Genomic DNA, 24,249 nt, shown 5'->3' on the forward strand with positions numbered 1-24,249 from the left:
GGAGTATAATTGTATCATGAAACATCCAAAACTTAGATTAAGAAAAAAACGTGCATTTATCACAGCTCTTATTATTTGGCTAATTGGCGTATTATTATTCCCAAAGTTATTTGCGATATTATCCATACTTGTAATAGGGGTATATGCCATAATTTCTTGTTTAAAGGAATGGAAAGCTGTACTATTGGTAACTGCACTTATTTTATCATATTCAATTTTTGATAATTCGGTAATGAATACTGTCATATTAGGTTTCTTTTTCAATGTTGTTTATATAAATCTTTCATTTAATCCTCGATGGTATAGAACAAAACTCAATATTAAGCAGCATTTAGAACAAAAGCAATATAAAGATAAAGTTACATTTGACGAGCCTTTTTTTGAACAAGTAAGAGATAGAGAAAAAGCAATTTATACAATGATTTTTTATGCTATATCTATTCTTCCTTATGTTACTCTAAATATTCTATTAAATAAAAAAGAGTATCTTTTTGGTCATATTCCAGCAATAAGCAAAATTTATAATGTGTTTTGCTTTATTTTCGCGTTTAATGATAAAACTACTATTTTACAAAAACGTATAAGTGCCAGTATTATTTTAATAGTCATATATATGATATTAGTCTATGCAATTGTTATGATTATAAAAGAATCCCGATTGATAAGGAAAGAGATAATAGATAGGCGTAATCGCAAAAAAGAGTATTGGAAAGGTATTGCTCTTGACATTGATGAAAATGATTTAATTTTTATTGATGTCATAGACAATAATATAATTCCAGAGTAATAATATCAATATATCTTATTCAGGCTCTCCATTGGAGAGCCATTTTTATTCACACTGCGTTGTGAGTTTCACTAATTGATCATACGCTTATTTGGCTATTACGTCTAAAATTATTTCAGAAGTATGAATTCTAAATAGCAATAATTGTTAAACCTCTATAAATGATATATAATTATAATGTATAAAAATATACATGTAATAGAATGTCTATCACCAAACATATGAAAGTATTTTATTTATATAATGGGGGGGAATAATATGAGTCTGTTATTTGATGATAAACTCAAGATAGAGGTAGTCCCAAATGTCGAAATAATTGCAAATACTGACTTTGAGAAAGCAATTTACGATCTTGATGCTGAGATTGATTTGTTATCAAGTCATGCAGATTTACTTGATTATATTGTTGCAGCTTCATCGGGTGTAATTTGTGGAATGCTTGATATATTATGGGTTGGCGATTTTAATCTGGCTTCAGGGCGCAACATAGCAGACGAAAAAATAAGTGGATTTGTTACCAAGACTGCGAACCTTTTTGGATATAAGGGCGATAATCTAAAAGAAGCTGTTTCATTTTTAGAGAAGAAGTTTCCCCTTGCAAGTGACGGTAATACTTCTAAATTGGGTGGCGGACTTCAACATCATCTGCGTGATTTCGCACATCATCCAACAATTGTCGGCTTAATTTTTTCTTTGCTTACACAGTTTACAGGATACTCATTTGGAACAGATACTAACGGTAATTTTAAAACTTTCAAAGTTCCAGATAATAGCAAAAAGTTCATTGGTAAAAACATTCCAGACAAAATAATTAAAGGAACTATAGTATGGTTTTTCCATCTTGTTAGCGATATTGCTGGTTCAAGCAGCACTGCAGGATTATCAGGTGGAACAGGTATACCTGGACCGATACTGTCATTGGCAAAGGAATTATCTGCGTTGCCAGTGTTTAAGAATATAAAAGTTGGAGATACACGCTTATCATTATTCCTTTCAAAGCTGTTTAACGGTACACTCCTTGCTCAGCATGATGAGAATGGAAAGATAATCAAGGGAACTGACCTCTGGTTTGATTTTAGAGGAGAATTAGGAGCTGCAATTGAATTAGGAAAGCAAGCTCTTCCTGTAATTGCAAACGAAAGCCTTGTCAGAGCATTCTATTTTATAAGACGACTGGCTATTGAGATAAAAAATATAAACGCTTCTTCCATTACTGATCTTATCAAAATCGATTTTGACAAAGTCAAGCCATATGATAATCCTACACTGACAAGAATGTTGACCGTTGCAACTGGAGTTTTCACTACAGTTGATATTGCTGAAGCCGTGATTTCCCAGAAATACTTTGTTTCTGTTAATTATATTGGAATAGGGAGATTTGCAATTGCTATTGGAAGTGAAATGATTAATTTCCTAAAAATTCGTGATGTCAAGAAAATTAAGCAGATGTATGAGGATATACAGCGAAATACTTATTCTCAGACTGACAATAACATCTATAAAAGGTTAGGTGAAGGTATGGATATTGAAAAGTTTGGTTTGACATTGGAACAAACAGAAATCCTCTATAACCTTGAAATGTACAAAACCATTAATGATATTAATGCTTCTTCAACAAAGCGAAACCTTAAATCCGATTGGCTCGAAGAATGGAAACATTATATGAGTATCGGTTTTGCAGATTTTACCGGCATCGAAGGTGCTGAACTACATTGGTATAGCAAGGATGAACTTATTAGTAAAGTTAAAGAAAACAGTCCTGAAGGGACTTGGTTCAGATTGGTACTTCTCGAAGCTATGCTTTTTGAACCATATTTCCCTCTCAGTACTGAAAAAGATAAGAAGGGTGACGAAGTTCCGAGCAAAAAGTATAAGGAACTCAATATACCACTTGTTGGTTATAGTGAATCCAATGGAGATAAATTCCTTGATACCTTCTTTTCTGAAAACTATTATAAGACAGGATATATAAAACGCTTACGCAAGAGCTACAATAAAATCATTCGTGAACTAAATGAAGTTCTGAAGAGCGCATTAAAAACTGTATCAATAGCTGCTGTGATTACTGTTTCATTTGTTGCAACTGCAGGGATGTTTGCAGGTCCGATTGCTGTCGCTTTGGTAGGTTCCAACTTCGCCGGTCTTAGCGGAGCTGCATTGACAAGCGCCTGTCTTGCTTACATTGGCGGTGGAGCAATTGCTGCTGGTGGTGCTGGAATGTTAGGTGGAACAATGGCAATAGTTGGCGGTGGTACATTGCTCGGTTTAGGTGTTGGTGCTGGAGTTGGAGGTACTATAGGAGCCGTCAGTGTTATGGGTAAAAAAGGAACTATTCTCCAATCAGCCAAACTTATGGTATCTGTTCGGGAGATTTTTCTCAATGATGAGCATGATATTGAGTATTCAAACAGTGTATATGAACAATATGTGCGCAACATAGCGGATATTGAAAAAGATCTTGTAGAACTGCGACTTAAAGCAGATGTTGCTGATAAAGATGAGAAAAAGCGCATGAAAGAAGAAATCAAAAACACAGAAGAAGCTGTTCATGCCATGAAAATTGCCATGAAGAGTATGAACAAGTTTAACAGTTCCTTCGAGATAGGAATGTCCGAAGAGAAAAAGTAATAAAAACCATAACACAAAACCAAAGAATGAAGCTAAAAGATAGCTTAGATGAAAAATCTGACACAGAGTAGTAGAATATCGCAGGAGGAATCACATATGTTAAAAAAAGCAACATGGGCATTATATACTCTTTCAAAAAAGAGAAATAAAATAGATACTAATCCTGATTACCAGCGACCAGCTGTTTGGACAAAAGCACAGAAACAATTACTAATAGACTCAATTCTTAGGGATTATGATATTCCAAAAATATATTTGCATGCAAAAGGAGAGGATAAATATGATGTCATTGATGGTCAGCAGAGAATACGTGCAATTTGGTCGTTTTACGATAACGAGTTTTCTCTTCCAAAAGACGCTGAACCAATAAAAGGAATTGATATTGCAAACAAAAAATACTCTGAGCTTGATATAGAAATATCAGATATTATTGACGGATATAGTCTTGACTTTGTTATTTTAGATAATAAGGACGAGGATGAAATAAGAGAGATGTTCCTTAGATTACAAAATGGAACCACACTCAAAGCTCAAGAAAAAAGAAATGCTATGCCTGGTCGAATGAGAGATTTTATAAGAGAATTAACTAAGCATGAATTCTTTACTAAAGTTCAGTTCAAAAATACAAGATTTACATATGATTTAATTGCTGCACAAATGACTCATCTGGCTTTAAGTAAGCGAATTTGTAATATAAAAGACAAGGATCTCAATGGAATGTATGAAAAATACAAGAATTTTGATTCTCAATCTGCCGATGCAAAAAAAATAATTCGTATTTTAGATTATCTAAATAAAATGTTTCCTGCTGAATCGCCTGAACTGAAAAGATACAGTGTCATCTCACTGTTTCTACTAATTATGGATTTAATGCCTAATTATAATATAGCAGGACGAGAAGCAGATATAGCCAAATGGTTCATTGATTTTGAAGCTACAAGAAATGAAGATGAACAGAAAGCTCCAGAAGATCAGGATACACGCCTTGTGTTATATCATGAACGTGTATCGCATTCATCCGATGCAGAAGATTCATTAGTATATAGGCATAATTTCTTAAAGGAAAACTTATTAGCCACAGTTCCTAATCTTCCGCAAAAGGATCCTAAAAGAAACTTTGACGAAGCGCAACGTCAAGTAATCTATAGACGAGGAAACGGTATATGTAAAATATGTGGTACCCATTGTGAATGGAATAACTGGGAGGCAGATCATATAATACCATGGAGTAAGGGCGGAGAAACCAAAATTGAGAATGGACAAGTCTTGTGTCCATCATGCAATTCTAAAAAAAGTGATCAGCTTTGATTTATATGATATATTGCAATATTAAGCTTAGATATTGTGCATAGTGCACAATATCTTGGCTTGCGTTTTTGCATGTCAAAAGGAACGCTTTTGTTGCGAATTTTAGTTTTTTATGGTATAATATAATTATTATTATTTTCAAGATAGAGGTATAATGATGAATATGAAAAAATACACTTCTGCCATAAAGAAAACGCCTTTTAAATATGCTGTATCCAGGATAATAGCGAAAATGATGCTTGAAGGTAAATCCTGGAAGGAAATTAATTTAGAATGCTTTATAAACAATGCTGTTTCGATTGATTCAGAACAACGACGTAGAGAAGTTATAAATGTAGCATATAAAAGACTATGTTCTTTGGATAATATCCTTCTGGATTATCTCTGTAATGGAGATATTACCACTTCAAAATTTATACTTGTATATGCAATTTCTAAGACTGATTTACTATTTTTTGAATTCTTGTTTGAAAAGTACCGTGAATCATTAGTTTCTGAAAGGAACTATTTGTCCCCCGATGATTTTGATTCTTTTGTTCAAGGAAAAAAAGAAAGCAACTGTGATGTTGCAAAATGGGGACAACACACCATAGAATGCCTAATTAAAGGTTATAGAAATATCCTTGTAGAATCAGGAATGGGTATTCGTGAAGGTCGCAGAATAGAAACTAAGAAAATGATTATTCACCCAGACATTGCTGAACATATTTGTTCTATTGGTGACGCTGCATTTTTGGAAGCAACTCTCGGAGGTAGTTCATTATGACTGAAAGAAGTTTAAATGAAAGATTTGTAGTATTAGAAGATAGAATGATAAGTGTAGATGCATTGACTCAGTTTGGAACTGCAAACGACTTTAAATTCTATATATTCGATTACGATCCCAAAGACGAGTTGATTGTCAGACAAGAAATAAAAAAAATAAAATCAAGGAACTCTGCCATAATTGAATTTGACTTGTTTGAAATGATTTTGAATATTATTAACGATAACGGATATATGGATGATATTCTTAACATGGAGAAAGACTACTCAAAGGAGTTATTACTAAAAGAAATCTTTCAACCTCTCATTTCAGTTGAGGAAGACGATAATGATCTGTTAAATTATTTCAAAGGCACAACTGTGGATGACGGAAAATCAATAGTTCTTATAACTGGAGTTGGAAAAGCTTTTCCTATTATTAGAAGCCATATACTTCTTAATAATCTTCAAAGTATTTTTAAGAATAATCCTGTTGTAATGATGTATCCCGGAAGATATGAAATAAAACATCAAATGACACTAAGTCTTTTCGAAAGATTAGATGATGATAATTATTACAGAGCATTTCCGTTGGTTGAAAGGAGAAAAGACATATGATAATTAGAGATCTATTTGAAAAAGATATTGAGCGTTCTATTGAAGGCGTAGTTACTATAGGAAACGAAACCGAGGAACAAAAGTTACAAGAACTTGAGGAATATGTATGTACCGATGAAATCACAAAGTGTTTTAGAGTCTTTTTTCGCAAATACCGTGAATCTATATCAACTCCTACAGGAAAAATGGGTGTATGGATTACTGGCTTCTTTGGCTCTGGTAAATCGCATTTCTTGAAAATATTAGGATATATACTTGAAAACAAAGAAATCGCTAATAAATTACCATATAAGTATTTTGAAGATAAGATAGACGATAAAATGATTCTTGCCGATATTGACAAAAGTTCAAATATTAAGAATAAAGTTGTAATATTTACTATTCCCAGCAAAGCTAATTCTAATGCTAAGAACAAAAATACGGCTATTACAGATATTATGTTACGCGCTTTTAATGGCGCAATTGGTTACTGTGGCTCTAACCCTTGGGTTGCTGATCTTGAAAGATCATTAGATTCTGAAGGAACACTTATTAGTTTTATTAATAAATTTGAGAAGCTTTCTTCTCGAGATTGGAAAACAACGCGTGGTAAAGCTCTTTTACATCGTGATAGCATTATAAAAGCACTTGTGGATGTAAGAAATATGACAGAAGAAAGTGCTAAGAAGTATATAGACGATCAAATTAATAATTACACAACCTCTCCTGAGGATTTTGCTGAAATAGTTAATAACTACTGTATTAAAGAGAAAACAAGAGTTATATTCTTGATGGACGAAGTTGGACAGTTTATTGGTGACAATACACAACTCATGTTAGATTTGCAAACATGTGTTGAAGATCTTGGAAAATATTGTCATGGTAAAACTTGGGTTGTTGTTACATCTCAACAAGAACTAAAAGCAATGCTTGATAGCACTAAAGAGAAGCAGCATGATTTTTCCAAAATTCAAGGCAGATTTGATACACGCCTTCTACTTAGCGGTGCAAATGCTGATGAGGTAATCAAAAGGCGTATTCTTGAAAAAAAGAAAACTGCATATACTCCTCTTGAATCGCTTTATGAGACATATCAAAGCAAATTAGGACAACTCATTAATTTTCCAACAAAACCTACTTGGACAGGTTATTCGGATGCAGCACAATTTCGTATGGTGTATCCTTTCGTTTCATATCAGTTTGAACTATTACAGAAAGTATTTGAAGCAATTAGAGAAAATGGAATGAGTGAGGGTAAGCATTTATCACAGAATGAAAGATCTTTACTCAGTGCCTTTCAGAATTCATGTAAAGAATATGCTGACAAAGATACAAGTGTTCTTATTCCTTTTGATAGCTTTTATTCGACAATAGAAGAATTTATTGACTATGACATAAAAACTGTGTTTGCAAATGCAGAACGCCGAGCTGGATTAGATTCTTTTTCATTGCGCGTGCTTAGACTGCTGTTTATGATTAAACACGTCAAGGAAATGCCTAAAACAGTAGATCGTCTTGCTTCTATGATGGTTGAAAACATTAATGATATTAAAGCTGATTTAAAAACTAAAATCCAGGAGGCTTTAATTAGATTAGAAGAAGAAACTCTTATCCAAAAAAATGGAGATGAATATGACTTCCTGACTAATGCGGAACAAGATGTGAATAAACAGATAATTAAAGCTTCATATAACGAAGGAGAAATACAGAGAACCATTCACGAAATAATATTTGACCGTATATTTGATAATAATAAATATAGATATGATGGGAAATATGATTTTTCATTAAATAGGTATGTAGACAATGAATTACATGGAGGTTCAAGTAAAGAAGGTCTTACCATTAAAGTATTTTCTTTTTTCTCCAAGCCTAAATCTGAAACTGATTTTTGTACAGATTCAATTAATAATACAATAGTTATTGATCTTACAAATGGTTTGTTTATTGAAGAATTAATTCACGCTAATAAAATCGAAACTTTTAAACGCAATAATAGTTCAGCAATGTCTGTAGCTATGACTGAAATAATGAGTAAGAAAACATCCGAAATATCCGAAAGAAGAAAACGTGCTGAAGATTTGATAAGAGAATCGTTAAGAACTGCTCCAATATATTTATGTGGCAATGTTCTTGATATTAAACAAAAAGATGGGAAAGAACGAATCAATGATGCATTGAAAGAACTAATTAAGCAACAGTATTATAAATTGCCTCTTGTAAATTATTATTTTCCAGATCAAAAATCAATTGCTATTATGTTAAATGAAGAAAAAACGGATTTAATAGAAGTTGATATAACTAATGATGCAAATTATCAAGCATATCTTGAAATATTCGAATTAATAAAAGATGATAAGAGGCTTATAAAAACTACAACCGTAAAAACTATTGTTGATAAGTTTACAAAACAGCCCTATGGATGGCGTGATACTGACATCATTGGTATTATCGGTTATTTGTGGAAATACAATTTAATCCAAATATATATACATGATAATTATGTCGATGATACCGATGGCAAATTCAAAGCTGATTTATCTCATAAAGTTGGCTTGGACACAATGGTTATTACGCAAAAAGAAAAAATTGCTGAGGAAGTACTATATCAAGTAAAAAGAATCATGAGCGATGTATATACAGAAAACCTTCCTTTAGATGAGGATAAGCTAAAAAATGGTGTCATTGGATTTTTTGAAAGGAAAAAAGCATTTATAGAAGATCTAAAGAAAAAATATGGCAATTCATATGCTGGCTCAACTATTAGTGCTGAAATATACAATGAATTTAGCGAAATACTTCGTAACCGTGATGCATCGGCTATTTTTAATACCATAATAGCCAAGCAAGATAACTTGGAGAAACATGCATCTATTTTAGAACAACTTGAAACATTCTATAAAAATGGAAGCAGTCAACAGAAAAATTATAGGGATGCTCAGGCAATAGTTGAGTGGTATAGCAAAAATGCTTTATTATCAGATTTAACTGAATTTGGTGATGTAGTTGATAAGATAAGCAATATTCTTGCTATGGATCTTCCTTTTTCAGAAATGAATCAACTTTCATCTTATGTTTTCCAAGCTAACGAGATTAAACAAAAAATAATTAAAGAGAAGCTGAACTCCGTAAAGGAACGACTTGAAAATGACCAAATTTCTGTAACAAATGAGCTTAATGAAGTATTAGAAAAAGACATACCTGAGGGCAGCAAAGACAAAATTAAAGATAAAGCTGATGCTATTTTTAAGCAGTATAATTCATGGTTAGATGCTCTTAATGAAGACACAACAAATATGGATGCTTTTATTACTTCAAGTGATAATTCACTTAATAGTTTCCGTAACTTCATAGCTATTACTATAAATGAAGATAAACCAACTGTACGCTCCAAGAGAATTCGCATTATTAACTGTATTCCTGTTGCAAACAAAACAATAACCACAAGTGATGATGTTGAGAAAGTAGTTGCAGCAATCCGAAATAGTCTGCTTGATGCCTTAAAGGATAACGAGGAGCTTAATCTTGATTAAGGAGAATAAAAATGGACAAGAAGATGTTGGAATCCTATGCTATATGGGCAAAAAAGAATCTTGAACAACAAGTTGAGGTTTCATTAAACAAAATTGGAATACATAGTGACACTGATATTAAAAAAATGCATATCAGTGGAGATATTGCAACTATAGACGGTGATCAGACCTCTTATACATTGGATTTTGCTAACAAAAGAAAATCCGTTGTAAGAATGGTAGAAACCGATGGATACAGTACTGTAATCAGTGAAACGGCGTATACATGGTTCAACAGACTAATTGCTTTACGTTTTATGGAATTACACGGCTACCTTTCTCATGGATTTCGTATTCTTTCAAATCCGAATAATAGTGTTGAACCAGAAATACTGAAGAACCTTAACCTTGTTAAGTTTGATCTCTCACTCGACATGGATTATTGTGACAAGCTCAAAAGTGATAACAGAATAGAGGAACTTTTCCGCCATGTTCTTTTAAAACAGTGTCAGGTTCTCAGTAAAACTATCCCTATGCTGTTTTCAGAAAATACCGATGCTTATGAGCTTTTATTACCCAATACGCTTATTACAGGTGAATCTGTACTTACCAAACTTCTTGAGATACCAGAAGAAAACTTCCTTGATGATGTTGAGGTAATTGGTTGGCTGTATCAGTATTATAATACTGAACAGAATAAGCTTGTTTATAATGGCAAGCTTTCAAAAGAAAAAATACCAAAAGAACTTATTCCTGCGGCTACCACTATTTATACTCCTGATTGGTCTGTAAAATATATGGTTGAGAATTCTCTCGGTAAACTATTATCACAAATGTTACCTGATTTTGATACCAAATCAAATTGGAGATACTATCTTGAGGATACAACATCAAAACAAGAAAAAACTCATAGTATGAGCATTGAAGAAGTTAAGTTTATCGATCCATGTATGGGAAGTGGACATATACTTGTTTATGCTTTTGATGTCTTCATGCAGATATATCGTTTTTGCGGATATTCCGACAAAGATGCTGTTCGCTCGATTATAATTAATAACCTATATGGTCTTGACATTGATAAAAGAGCATATCAGCTTGCTTGTTTTGCTGTTATAATGCGAGCTCAGAAATATGACAAGCGTTTTCTTCGTACACTTGAAAATGAAGAATTATCACTAAATCTTTCTCATTTTCAGAATTTACATATTGAAAATGTTAACTTCCTTGACAAACCTATTCAATCACTGATTGAGCAATTTAAAAACGCTGATACTTATGGTTCCATAATTAAAATAACTGCTCAAGAAGGCTTGGAAGATTATTTAGAAAGCTATGTGCCGACAATTGATTTCGATGACGAGCATGAAAAGCATTATTACAAGTTATATCAAATTCTGACACAGAAATATGAAGTTATATGTACTAATCCTCCATATCTTGGGAGCAATAGATTCAATGCTACATTAGCTGATTATACAAAAAAACACTTTAATGATGAAAAATCAGATTTATCAATGGTGATGTTTAGACATTGTGTTGATAGTCTTTCTGCTCAAAATGGCTATATTGCTTTTATTACAACATCCTCGTGGTTTTCGCTTTCAAGTTTTGAAAAGCTTAGAAAATATATTATAATGAACTATCAAATAGAATCTATTGTAGATTATGGAACAGAACTATTTGATGGAAAAGTTGGACATAATCCTATTGTTTCATGGGTATTAAAAAAAAGCCACTCCATTAAAAAGAGTTATTGCTATTAAGCTGGTAGATTATTGTTATTCACGACGTAGAGAAAAAGAAAAAGAATTTTTTAATTTGAATAATCGTTATTTTATCAAACAAGAAAACTTCTTTAGAATTCCTGGAGTTCCAATTGTTTACTGGGGCAGTGAATCATTTTATAAAGCATATGATTTTAAACCGTTAGGAGAAATAGGTAAAGCTAAAAGTGGACTACAAACTGGTAATAATGATTTATATTTGAAATTTTGGCAAGAAGTATCATATGAAAAAATAGCCTTTAAAATGAAAAGTAAACAAGATTACCTAAGTTCACACAAAAAATGGGTTCCACAGATTAAAGGCGGTAAATATCGGAAATGGTATGGAAATTTTGACTATGTAGTTAATTGGGAAAATGACGGTTACGAAATTAGAAACTGTAGTGGATGTAGATTAAATGCAATGGGAAATGATGACTTGTTTTTTATAGAGGGATTAACATGGTCACATACAACATCAAATGTTTTTGGAGCAAGGTATTTACCTTTGGGGTTCCTTTTCAATGTTGAAGCACCAACATATTTTATTAAGGAAGATAATGAATATTATGTTCTTGGTTTTTTAAATTCATGTGTTGCTCAATTATATTTGAATGTTAACTCTACTATGCATTATTTAGTTGGAAATATCATGGCATTACCATTAATGTATTCAAATAAATACAAGAATGATATTGATTGTCTTGTTGCAGAAAACATAGATATTTGCAAAATAGATTGGGATAACTTTGAAATGAGTTGGGACTTTAAAGAACATCCATTTGTTAAGTGGTCTAAGGAATTATGGGATGCCACTTCCATTGGTGCAACAATGATGCACTATTATAATGAGCATATTGAAGTGTGTTGCCCTTTGGAGCTCTGCTATATGCTTTGGCAAGGCGAATGTAATGATCGCTTTAACAAGCTCAAAGCAAATGAGGAAGAGCTAAACCGTATTTTTATTGGTATTTATGGCTTACAAGAAGAATTAACACCAGAAGTAATCGATAAAGATGTAACCGTCTATTCAGCTAATCTCCAAGATGATATGAAAAGCTTTATTTCCTACCTTGTTGGTATAATAATGGGAAGATATTCTCTCGATTACGAAGGTATTGCTTATGCCGGTGGTGAATGGGATGACAGCAGATATAAGAGTTACATTCCTGATGATGATGGTATAGTGCCTATCTACCCGTTTGTAGGCATGGAAATTGGTTTAACAGCTCAGATTTGCAACCTTGTAAAGCAAATCTTCGGGGAAGATTGTTATCGCACCAATATGGAATATATTGCACAAGCACTTGGTAAAAAGAATACTGAAAGTGCTGAAGAAACGCTTAACCGATATCTAAATAATGATTTCTATACCGATCATCTAAAACATTACAAAAAATGCCCTATATATTGGATGATGTCGAGCGGTTCGGAAGGTGGATTCAAATGCTTAATTTATATGCATCGATACAACGAGGATACACTTGCAAGAACTAATACTATGTATTATCTGCCTGATTCCACTCGTTTGAAAAATGAGCTTGATGAAACTCTTGTTGCATTGACTACTGCTTCTGGTAAAGATAAAATAGCTCTTGAAAAGAAACGTCAGATATTAGCAGCAAGATACAACGAAGCTCTTGAATATGGTCAGATACTTGATTATATGGCTAATAAATATATTTCTATTGACCTTGATGACGGAGTAAAGGTTAATTATGAAAAATTCCAGAATATTGAGATAACAACAGATAACGGTACAAAGGTTAGAAAAGACCTTCTTATTCCGTTGAAATGAGGACAATTTATGGCAAGTATAGACTATAACGAAGCAAGAAAAGAAATAGAAAAGATTTTTTCTTCTCATGCAGACTTTGGCAGACATATTATTTTTTGGTATGATGCTCCAGTTGCTTTTAAAGACGATATTATAGCAGATAAATTTGACTTCTGTCGTTTAATAATATGCGAAAATAATGAATTTGCAGTTAAAAAGATGATAGAAAAAGACGATTGTACATCAAATTTTCTTCTCTATTTTCCTTATGAAAAGCCAGCTGATAATGATAATTGGCTTTTAGATATTCTTCTTTATAGCGAAGAATACTATGCTGATACCGTGGCATTGACGATGCGGCGACTTAATTTAAGTAATACGGATCTACGCCATGTCATAGAAGCTCATATTAAATTTTTTGATGCTGAAGATCGTCAGAAAAGGCTTTCAAATTACGTTGATATTACAGATAAACTCACTCCAGAAGAACTATGTATTGCAATGATGAGTGTAATTGTTAAGGCTCATTCTCCTTCAATAGAAGATATTCTTACAGAGTTGGTATTTGACTCTGGTTCAAAATATAAGGATATTATTAGGTTCGGGTTTGAAGATAAGCTCTGGGATATCATTGCTACACACTTCAATTATGAGGGCGATCAGAGAATAGAAGTTCTTATAAAACGGTTTATGTTTACAGCTCTTATTGGACAAAAAGCCGATTTTGGTGAACCTTCATCCTTTTATTCTCAATATTTAATAGGTAAAAAAGGAAAAAATGATGCTCGCTTTTTCATAGACAAACTTAAGATTGATAAACGATTTTATGATTTGCAACTAAGTCTTGCAGTTGATTTGAAAATTGAATCCTTATTAATCCCAAGAGACATTTCATGTGTTGAAACTGCTGATATCTTCGAGTGCATTGATATTCATATAATTAAGAAAATCGCTGAAAGTTTGTACAACGGTAGTTTAGATTATGATAATTTTGAGAGTATTATTAAAAAGCGCATTAACTCTCATTGGTATTCTATTCATAAAGCAGAGTACGATTTCCTTTCAATCTCGATTAATCTATTCCGTCAGCTTGATATACCAATTGAAAAAGGATTATCCTCTGTTTTTTATATTCAAAACTATACAGAAAACTATTATCTTATTGATTCTTATTATCGTAGGGCATGTACAAGCTTTACGGAAATTGACAATCCAACTATTGAAATGGAAGGATTAATGGATAGAATTGAATTATTCTATCAGACTAAGTATCTTGATGTACTTGGAAAAGAATATAGCCAAGCGTTAAACGACCAAAGCACTTGGAGCTTTTCTGGAGTAGATAGTACATTTGATTTTTACCAGAAGTTACAACGTAATAACTACAAAAAATGTTTTGTTATTATATCAGATGGTTTAAGATATGAAATTGCAAAGGAATTGCTTGATAAGATCCGGACAGACAACAGTCTTAAAGGAACAGATGAATTAAATTATGCTATTTCTCCTCTTCCATCTGAAACTCGCTTTGGTATGGCAGCTTTTTTGCCTCATAAAGAAATACAATATATTAATAATGATGTCTTTGTAGATAACAACCCCACCAATTCTGTAGTTGCAAGAGATGCAGTATTAAAATCGTATGATTCATCATATGCAGCAATACGATTTGATGATTTATTAAACATGACAAAGGAAAGAGACAAGCTTCGAAGCTATATGAGTGATAAATCCCTTGTGTATGTATATCATAATGTTATTGATAATACAGGTGAATCAGATGAAAACAACGTATTTTCTGTAGTCCCTCGTGCTATTGATGATATTCTGAAACTTATAAAAAAGCTTTATAGCGGTTTACAGATCTCCAATTATTATATAACTGCAGATCACGGTTTTATATATCGCCGTAACTCTGTTAGCGAAAATAATAAATATAGTGATATTTTTTCATTACATTCTACTGAAACTAACAGACGTTATGTAATAAGTAAAGATCCTAACTTATCGATTTCATATACTTTGCAATTCCCTTTAGATAACCTTAATAACGAAGATTATCAAGTAATACTTCCTTTCGGTTATGACGTGTTTAAGGCACCTGGTTCGGGATATCAATACTTTCATGGCGGCGCATCACTACAAGAAACTATTGTTCCAATAATACATATTGGTGCATTAAGTTCCGCTAATTCTAAAGAAGATGTTACTCCTGTAGGAGTTCGGTTAAAAAGTATTACAAGAAAAATCACAAATAGAAGTTTTGTGCTTGAATTTGAGCAATATGAACGCGTTCAAGACAGAAAGCAAGCAATAACCTGTGAAACTTATCTTGTGGATGAAGAGGGTAATAAAGTTTCAGGCGAATATAAGTTTGCTGCTGCCTCTGATAGTGAAGATATAACACAGAGAGTAACAAAAATACGATTTAACCTGATGAACATTCCTTTTGATCGAAATCAAAGGTATTATCTAATACTAAAAAATGCTGATAAACCAGACGAGTATATTCAAAGGGAAAACTTCATCATAGATATTCTTAATTTAAAAATCCTATAATGAAAGGAATTGCATTTAATGGATAGCTTAGATGAAAAGGTATTTCAAGTTTTTTCAGGTCGTGTTGTTCCAAAAGGAGCGACAAAAAAAATAAAAGGTAGTGCTAATGTCCCAACTTATGTTCTTGAATACTTACTTGGAAACTATTGTACCTCAGATGATGCAGAAGAAATAGAAAATGGAATAGAACAGGTAAAGAACATTCTCTATGATAATTATGTTCGCCCTGATGAAGCTGAACAAGTGAAATCTAAAATAAAAGAAAAAGGTAGTCATACCGTAATAGATAAAATAAGCGTACATCTTAATGAACGTAGTGACCAATACGAAGCTGAATTCTTATTTCTTGGTATAAAAAATGTATATGTTCATCCAAAATATATTCGAGATTATGAGAAATTACTTGCTGGTGGCATTTGGTGCATTGTTGATTTGGTTTACTTTTATGATGAAGATGAAAAGAATAAGAGTCCGTTTGTTATCAGTGATATAACGCCAATTCAAATGCCAAATCTTGATAAAAATGAGATCATTGAAGCAAGAGAAAGTTTTTCTAAAGACGAATGGATTGACTTTTTACTTCGTTCATGTGGTATGGAGCCAACACAGTTTGAATATAGGACAAAGTGGCATTTACTTGCAAGATTGATACCGCTTGTAGAAAATAATGTTAATATATGTGAACTCGGACCGAGAGGAACAGGAAAATCCCATATTTATAAAGAATTATCACCTAATTCAATTCTTGTTTCTGGAGGACAGACAACAGTCGCAAATCTATTCTATAATATGAGTAGAAAACAGGTTGGGCTTGTTGGAATATGGGATGTTGTTGCTTTTGACGAGGTTGCCGGCATTAACTTTAAGGATAAAGACGGCGTGCAAATAATGAAGGATTACATGGCTTCTGGTTCGTTTGCAAGAGGAAAGGATGCTATACAGGCTAATGCATCAATGGTATTCGTTGGAAATATTAATCAAAGTGTTGATTACCTTTTAAAAACATCTCATTTATTTGATCCTTTTCCTTCAGCTATGATTGATAGTGCTTTTTTTGATCGTATGCACTGTTATATTCCAGGCTGGGAAATACCTAAAATGCGTCCTGAATTCTTCACTGATAATTATGGATTTATTTCCGATTACCTTGCGGAATTCTTCAGAGAAATGCGTAAGATTCCACAAACTGATGCTTTTGATAAATACTTCAAATTGGGAAGGTGTTTAAATCAAAGGGATACTATAGCTGTAAGGAAGATAGTATCTGGTTTAACAAAGCTAATTTATCCCAATTCAAAGTATACAGAGGAGGAAATTGAAGAAATTCTTCGCTATGCAATTGAAGGTCGAAGAAGAGTTAAAGAGCAGTTAAAGAAAATTGGTGGAATGGAGTTCTATGATGTTCAATTTAGTTATATCCGCAATTCCGATATGGAGGAAATATCAGTTCCTGTTTTGGAACAAGGTGCAGGCTCACTTATTCCAGAAGGAATTGGCAAACCGGGACACGTATATACCGTTTGTAATGGAGCAAATGGTATGATGGGACTAATAAAAATAGAATCAACTATTACAAATGGTTCTGGAAAATTTGATGTTACAGGACTTCAAACCGCAAAAGAAACTAAAGAATCAGTTAAAACTGCTCAAAATTATTTTAAAGCAAATGCTAAACAAATAAGTGCGTCGATTTCATTAGAAACAAAAGACTATTTGACTCATGTACAGGATATTCAAGGTATTGGATTGAATAGTAGCTTATCTTTGGCGATGTTAATATCATATTGTAGCGTTGCATTAGATAAAAGCGTAATGCCACAGCTTTGTATTCTTGGTTCTATGAGCATTGGAAGTACTATTGCAAAAATAGAAGAACTTGCTTCAACCTTACAAGTTGCTTTTGATGCAGGTGCCAAAAGAATTCTCATTCCAATGAGTAGTGCTGTTGATATTCCTAATGTTCCAATGGAGCTCTTTTCTAAATTTCAAGTTTCATTTTATAATAGTCCAGAAGATGCTGTAATAAAGGCTCTTGGTATTGAATAGATTAACTAAAAACGGAAAGGACAAATATCCTTTCCGTTTTTTTTATGAGACTTTAGGTAATAAAGTTCCCTTAACCTCTATTATCGAAGATTGTGATAATTCTTTAATCTTTGAAGGTAATACTTCAAGCATTGCTACTGATTTTGCCCAAGATACACCTCCAGAATGGCTAACTTTGCTATGAATAAAAGAATCAACAAGATATACTTTCCCATCTGTTCCTTCATGCGGCGTCAATTTTGCGGTTGAAAGCGCTTTCTTAACATTAGTAGCATTTAAGTTACTAATTTGATCATCAGACAATACTTCTCTTATTTTTGAAGGTATTAAATCTGGGTTACTATTCCAATCATTAGCCAATTGTTCGTAGTAATTATTCATATTTTTTTCTCTGTTTGATGATATACCATCTATTGGAGTGAATTCATATGAGCAAACACCTGTGAAGTCAACTGAGTATTCATTGACAGGTAATTCGCTTATTCCCCAATCGGCAAAAGCTCTTTTTAATTCTGGATCACATCCATCTGATAGTTTGATAATACAGCTACCACCATTTTGCTTTAATTCATATTTTGAAATGATATTTCCATTAGAATCAAGCTTTATAAAGTTTTTATTAGCATCTGACGGTAGCTCTGAGATAATCGAACGTTCGATTTTATCAATTCGTATTTCATTTAATGCACTGTTTGTAGCTTGAAATACAGATTTAGGTGCAAGAATTTCTTCAAGGGTGGTGTTTTTTAAGTGTATTTGGTGATCTGCAATAAAAGCTGTTGTTTTTTCTGTAAGTGTTCTTATTTTATTCAGCCATTTATTAGGAGTAACTTTTTGAAGCGCTTGAGCTGCTTTAGGTCCAATTCTTTTAATTGTCTGTCCTAAAGCTTCTGTACCAATCGCAAAGCTGGCGCCAATTATTGCACCTGTTTTAAAAGCATCAAATACCTCTTCAGAAGTTTTTCCATCAATCATTGCCATTGAAGCACTGGATGTTCCGGCAACTAAAGAACTTGATATAACTTTTGTTGCTAATCCTGTAATATTTGCAATTAATTTTGTTTTTGCTGTATCTCCAAGTATTTTTACCATGCCTTTTGCAGCACCAGCGCCCAAAGCAGGACAAGCCCATGCTAATAATGCACTTTCAGCTGATACTATAGCAACTTTCTTCCAGTTAATATTATCTACCGTCTGATTATCTATTACGACCTGAATGAACACCTCAATTGCTGCACCAGATATAGCGCCTGTAACTGGCACCAATGCAGGAATAAAGAGATCAGCGGCTACACATGCAACAATTGTAATACCACATGTTATACCAACTAACCATTTTGTTAGTGCGTCAGGTTTTTGAGGAATATCCTTTGTTACATCTACTGTTACGATTCCATTCGGTGTGATTCGAATACACTCCATAGGATTTAGTTCTTGAGAAATACTAAGAAGCTCAGAAACTTTATATCCCATAAAGGTTTCATCCTGAATTGACAGAAGATATTGATTTAATGCTTCATGGGCAAAATATACTGATGATTCTATCCCTTCTTGAGAAAAGTTCATATCTTGTGTTTCTAATATGCGATTTATTTCTTCTTCAAGAGCATCAAAATCAATTTCCTCACTTAATGAAACACCGTTTATAGGAGTGAAATCACCTACATCAGGATCAAATACATATCTACTTTCGTCATATGAATACAAAGCTCCGAGTGACTCATCGCACTTTCCACGTTCATATTTACTTGCTTCATATGTAATTTGACCTTTATCAGTTATTCCGTACTTTAAATACTGTCCCCATACTACGCAGTGTTCCATATGTCCTGATGGTTCATATGCATATACAAAAGCATAATCAGATTTTTCATAATCAAGGTCGATTATTTTGAGACCTGTTTCAACCAATTCATCAGGAATCTCCGGCTCACCAATTAAAGAGATAAATCCGGCTGGAAAATAACCTGTTTTTTCATCATCTTCAAAATAATCATCAAATTCAGTATATCCGATTCCATAAATAAGTGAACCGTCGGGCAATTCTAATGCTGCATTAAAAACAGTGTAGTACAACTCATATTCATTCATTAATAAACCATAAACAAAAGCATCAAGGTTTCCTGCATAGTCTTCCCAATTATACGAAATAGTAACTGGCGTAAGGGTATAATCATTTGTTTGCTCATGGATGCTCTCTGTTATAGCTTCGGCAATTTCTTTTGTTGTAACAACAGAAGTTTCTTTTTCAATAACTGATTTTGAGGAATCCTTTTTAGAACAACTTGTTAAGAATGGAATGAATAAGGCAAATGATGTCAATAAAGCGATTATTCGTTTTATTTCATTCATTATAATCACTCCTTTTCTACTAATTTTCTTCATCATCATCTTTGGCTTTATTTTTATACCGTTTCGTAAGAACAATACATCCAAACGACAGTGAAGATATTAAAATAATAATAAAGAATGGTTTAGCGGATCTTTTATCAGTTTTATCAACTTCATCGGGTTTATTGTCAATGTCGTTTGTAGGCAGTATTTGCTTTTTATAATTTGCAACCAGAGTAATATCTGCCTCTTTGTCTAATGTAAAGCTAAGATCCTTTATTTTTTCTCCATCACAGCTCCAATAATCAAATTCTTTACCATCGTCTTTTTGAGGCTCATTAAGTTCTGTTTTCTCTCCAAATTTGATGGTCTTTTTATCGATTTCTTTTCCGTTATCATCAAGAAGTGTTAATTGAAACTCCTTGGCTTTCCACTCAGCTTCCAATACCTTGGTTCCACAAAACTGTATTTCATCTATTTTATTGGAATAAAGAATATTATCATCATCACTAAAGCCAACAAGTTCATATCCATACTTTATAAGTTTGGGTAATTCGACATTTTTCGTTCCGTATGAAGTAAATATAGATGGAGTATCATCTGCGTTTTCTCCAGTAAACGACAGTGTAGCATAAGTTGAACCACTAACATTAACATAAAACGAAAAAGCGTATCCAAGGCGGTTTACTACCTTTATTTCATACTTGCCATTGTCTGTAAAAGAACCCAATGAATCCTGATCGGCAACGTAGTATTTTTGCCAATTCGTACCGTTATCTGTATTAGCTGAAACTGATACTAATGAAAACGGATCTAAATCATCTGTCAATTCTTCAATTTCAAAAGCTTGCACTTCAATATTTTCGTCGGCATTATCATGATTAAGTGTCTTTTTGATTTGCTTTCCATCTTGATAGCACATTATTGTAATTGATGCAGTATTATCGCCTTCGGCAATGAAAACAGCTTCGTATGAGGTTTCATCATCATAAATATTCTTTTCGTGAATTGTGACTTTGCCACTCGGACAATTATAATCCTGTAACTGTTTTCCAACACCTTTTCCATATTCAATATTGTATTCAGTACCGTTTATATCAGTTATTACAACATGTGATGAATCGCATTCGTATTTATCTTTTACAAATTTAAAATCATAATATCCTGATTCAACCTTATCTTTTTCTTCAAGTGACAGGTAAGAATAAGGCTTGGGACTTAAAATAGGAAGGACATCATTAGAACAAAGTTTTTCTTTCTCGCCATCAGCAAATATAGTTATACTTCTATCAAGTTCTAAGGCGCGAAGGTTATTATTTTTTTTGAGATCATCTTCAGACAATGTAATGTAATTAGATTGATCTGATAAATCAAAATACCCTGTTTGTACTAATTGTTCTGCAAAATAATTGGTTGCCTGTGTCAACCCCCATGTATCATTGTACTTGTCTTTTTTTGCTGGAATAAAAGAACCATTATAGGTAAATGTTCCATCGCTTTGTTCTTCAACAGTCCCTTTTTCGTAATTATATGCATATTCTTTAGCGGCTTCTTTTGAAGAGAAAGCTAATGTTATTTTTCCTTTAGAAGCACTCGGATACGTCAAACCATAATACATTGGGTATGAATCACTAATATTTGTGATAGAATAGTCGTTTAATTTATTTTGATTATAAACCGGACCTGGGGCTGTGCCTTCCTGAATAACTTCAAATTCAAAAGTGAATATACGATAATCCCCCGGAAAATCAGAAGCTTTATCTTTTGGTCTTGTTGATAATTCAGCTATATAATGTCCAGCTTCTTTAATTACTCCGCTTCTTTCAGAATAAGAAGAGTTAACAGTAATTTCATTTCCTGTTGTTTTGTTTTTGATAGTACCACTTAATGAAGGGTATTTACTGTCCAATTCTGAAATCTGATATTTTGTCAATCCGCCTTCATAAACAGGATATTGTCCTTCAGAAAATATACGTTTTCCATCCAAAAATCCATTTTTGAAGTATGTTTTTAATGCTTGCTCAGAAGTTTGATTATCTACAAATATAGTTACCTCTCTTTTATCATCAAACACGCTTTTTAAAGTTATTTCATACTTTCCCGGTGATTGGAATGTATCACCAGATGAATCAATTTCTTGACCATTCCTCTTTACAGTATATTTTACTGTTGGATTAAGTGAAGTATTAATCTTAAAGCCAGTAACTGTTTCTGATCCTGTCAGCAGAGTCTCAGTATTTTTATATATTGCTGCATCAACTTCTTCGTCGTCACCTATCATTTTTCTTATTGTTTCTTCTGCTGAGAGGTTATTGAATGTGATTGCATCTAAATTATTGCTGCAAAGGTACATATTATACACTTCTATACATCTGGTTCTATCTTCTGTTTTAGTGTTTTCCAGATTATATGCAAAGGTGATCTTGAGGTATAATCCATTTATTAGTTCCTGTCCATCTGGAGTATAAATCAAAATATCGCCCTTATCGGCATAGTAATTGGCATAATTAGTAGTATATATTCCATTTGTATATGCGCCTTGATCAATTGTTTCCCAATCACTTCCATTCGGAGATTTTTGTATTATTAAAGCTCCCGTATTAACTGTGCCAACATAAACACCATTAACTTTCTGTTTGTCTTTTTTTCCATAATCGTCTGCATAAAACTTATAATTACTATTGCTTGGTTTATTAAGTGAAAGGAGAATACCAACCGAATCACTTACAAAACCATATTTATCAACATCGCCAACTTTTTTATTTTTTATACGTTTTCCGTAGTTTTGGCAAAGTTTTATTTTTGTCAAGCTTGTATCTCCGAATGAACTATTTTCAGTAACAGTTCCTTTCTCTTTGTATTCGCCTTTCTTGCCGCCTTCATATAAAAGTGGATTAACTGAACATACATCAAGTCCGCCTGTTATTGTAATATTATACTGATAACTATTATTCGTTTTTGAGTTGATTAAAACTGTATATTCACCGGGATCGCAAACAGTAGTTCTATCTTGAACTTCATAAGGTTGTTGACTTCCTTTTCTTAAAGAAACACTAAATTCAGAACCACCTTTATCTATAATAAAACCATCTTTAACACTTTTGCTATTTGAAACATCTGCACCACTGTATATATCTAACAGCGATACAGGGTTAGAACTATAACTCAAATAAAACTGATATAATTCAACACATCGGATAGTTTTAAATGTATCTCCATACCAGTGTTCTTTAGTTCGGCGTTTCATTTCATAGCATACGATAATACGATAATATTTTTCTTCGCGTGCATTTTGTTCGCTAATAGTATAGAACTCTAATAATTTAGTTCTATCTGTTTTATTATCAAATGTGTTAGTCTTTTTGGACAGTGTTTTCCAGTTATCATTTCCGTTACTTGAACACTGAACTATAATAGCACCGTAATCAACATCATTTTTTAATGTAACTCCTGCCACTTTATCCTCGCCTGATTTAACTAAATTCCAATTATCTTCATTTTTTGTATGATAAGTATTTTCATAGTTATATGTGAGCTTAATATCGTTTGAAGAAGAATATACGCTATAGCCATTATTCTTCGATAGGCTATCCTCTCCACCAACTATGTAAAAAGAACCAAGTGTATTATCACCATAACTGAGTTTATCGGTTTTATATTCATCAGAAATAGAAAAAGAAGCTTCTCCATTCATCTCATAATATGAAACTGGAGGCGTATATTTCTGGATTGTACTTGTTTTTTCAAGCGTTATACTTTGATTACTTTCAGCTAAGTTCTGTGAAGTTGTAACTTTATCAGAACTTCCTTTAGCATTTTGACAGCCTGTAAAAAAAAGAATAGTAACAGTTAACAATGTAAATATTAAAATGTTTCGTTTCATTTTAATTCCCCCTTGAATTGCAACACTATCTGTATAAAACCAATCTTAAACACATACATCATGTATAAATTGTGCCGTTATTTACATTTAATTAAGTGTAATTTATACAATTTCTTATAATAAATTATAACATAGAGTTTTATTATTGTCAATTAAAATAATATGAATAAATAGGAACTATTTATTTAGACACTTCAAAAAGAAAATCCCGATTTTACGGATAAAATCGGGATTAAAAATTTTTATATAAACCTATTGACACTCACATCTAAATATGATATAATAATTTCAGTAATATATTAAAAAGCACCTCG

General features: G+C 32.7%; 12 protein-coding genes. 10 read left to right on the forward strand and 2 right to left on the reverse strand.

Annotation, left to right across the window (positions count from 1 at the left end; translation table 11 throughout):
- Positions 1–16 precede the first annotated feature (16 nt).
- The 10 genes from N774_RS0113285 (at position 17) to brxL (ending at position 17,721) form a co-directional block, all read left to right on the forward strand.
- Positions 17–787 (forward strand): hypothetical protein, encoded by a 771-nt coding sequence (locus tag N774_RS0113285; RefSeq protein ID WP_024861707.1) that lies wholly within the window; start codon positions 17–19, stop codon positions 785–787.
- A 258-nt stretch (positions 788–1,045) separates the two neighbouring features.
- Positions 1,046–3,415 carry a hypothetical protein gene (locus tag N774_RS0113290; RefSeq protein WP_024861708.1) on the forward strand — a complete coding sequence of 790 codons (2,370 nt, stop codon included), beginning with the start codon at positions 1,046–1,048 and terminating at the stop codon, positions 3,413–3,415.
- 96 nt (positions 3,416–3,511) lie between these two features.
- On the forward strand, positions 3,512–4,723 hold the full coding sequence (locus N774_RS18405) for a GmrSD restriction endonuclease domain-containing protein (RefSeq protein WP_024861709.1): 1,212 nt from the start codon (positions 3,512–3,514) through the stop codon (positions 4,721–4,723).
- A gap of 163 nt (positions 4,724–4,886) precedes the next feature.
- The gene (locus N774_RS0113300; RefSeq protein WP_196231557.1) at positions 4,887–5,489 is read left to right on the forward strand and encodes a DUF1819 family protein; all 603 of its coding nucleotides are present in this window, start codon (positions 4,887–4,889) and stop codon (positions 5,487–5,489) included.
- Positions 5,486–6,085: a DUF1788 domain-containing protein gene (locus N774_RS0113305; protein WP_024861711.1), complete on the forward strand. Its 600-nt coding sequence runs from the start codon at positions 5,486–5,488 to the stop codon at positions 6,083–6,085. Before N774_RS0113300 ends, N774_RS0113305 begins: the two co-directional genes overlap by 4 nt.
- On the forward strand, positions 6,082–9,597 hold the full coding sequence (brxC, locus tag N774_RS0113310; RefSeq protein WP_024861712.1) for a BREX system P-loop protein BrxC: 3,516 nt from the start codon (positions 6,082–6,084) through the stop codon (positions 9,595–9,597). Before N774_RS0113305 ends, brxC begins: the two co-directional genes overlap by 4 nt.
- An 11-nt stretch (positions 9,598–9,608) precedes the next feature.
- The gene (gene pglX, locus N774_RS19985) at positions 9,609–11,339 is read left to right on the forward strand and encodes a BREX-1 system adenine-specific DNA-methyltransferase PglX (RefSeq protein WP_024861713.1); all 1,731 of its coding nucleotides are present in this window, start codon (positions 9,609–9,611) and stop codon (positions 11,337–11,339) included.
- Between the two features lies 1 nt (position 11,340).
- Positions 11,341–13,137 (forward strand): BREX-1 system adenine-specific DNA-methyltransferase PglX, encoded by a 1,797-nt coding sequence (pglX, locus tag N774_RS19990; RefSeq protein ID WP_278245174.1) that lies wholly within the window; start codon positions 11,341–11,343, stop codon positions 13,135–13,137.
- A gap of 9 nt (positions 13,138–13,146) precedes the next feature.
- Positions 13,147–15,675 (forward strand): BREX-1 system phosphatase PglZ type A, encoded by a 2,529-nt coding sequence (pglZ, locus tag N774_RS0113325; protein WP_024861715.1) that lies wholly within the window; start codon positions 13,147–13,149, stop codon positions 15,673–15,675.
- Positions 15,676–15,693: 18 nt separating this feature from the next.
- On the forward strand, positions 15,694–17,721 hold the full coding sequence (gene brxL / locus N774_RS0113330; RefSeq protein ID WP_024861716.1) for a protease Lon-related BREX system protein BrxL: 2,028 nt from the start codon (positions 15,694–15,696) through the stop codon (positions 17,719–17,721).
- A 42-nt stretch (positions 17,722–17,763) separates the two neighbouring features.
- Here the strand turns inward: brxL and N774_RS0113335 are convergent, their stop codons facing one another.
- Positions 17,764–20,073: a hypothetical protein gene (locus N774_RS0113335; RefSeq protein ID WP_024861717.1), complete on the reverse strand. Its 2,310-nt coding sequence runs from the start codon at positions 20,071–20,073 to the stop codon at positions 17,764–17,766.
- 19 nt (positions 20,074–20,092) lie between these two features.
- Positions 20,093–23,935, reverse strand: a complete 3,843-nt coding sequence (locus tag N774_RS0113340; RefSeq protein ID WP_024861718.1) for a hypothetical protein — start codon at positions 23,933–23,935, stop codon at positions 20,093–20,095.
- Positions 23,936–24,249 lie beyond the last annotated feature (314 nt).

The sequence above is a fragment of the Ruminococcus flavefaciens AE3010 genome (genome assembly GCF_000526795.1).
Taxonomy (GTDB): Bacteria; Bacillota; Clostridia; order Oscillospirales; family Ruminococcaceae; genus Ruminococcus; species Ruminococcus flavefaciens_D.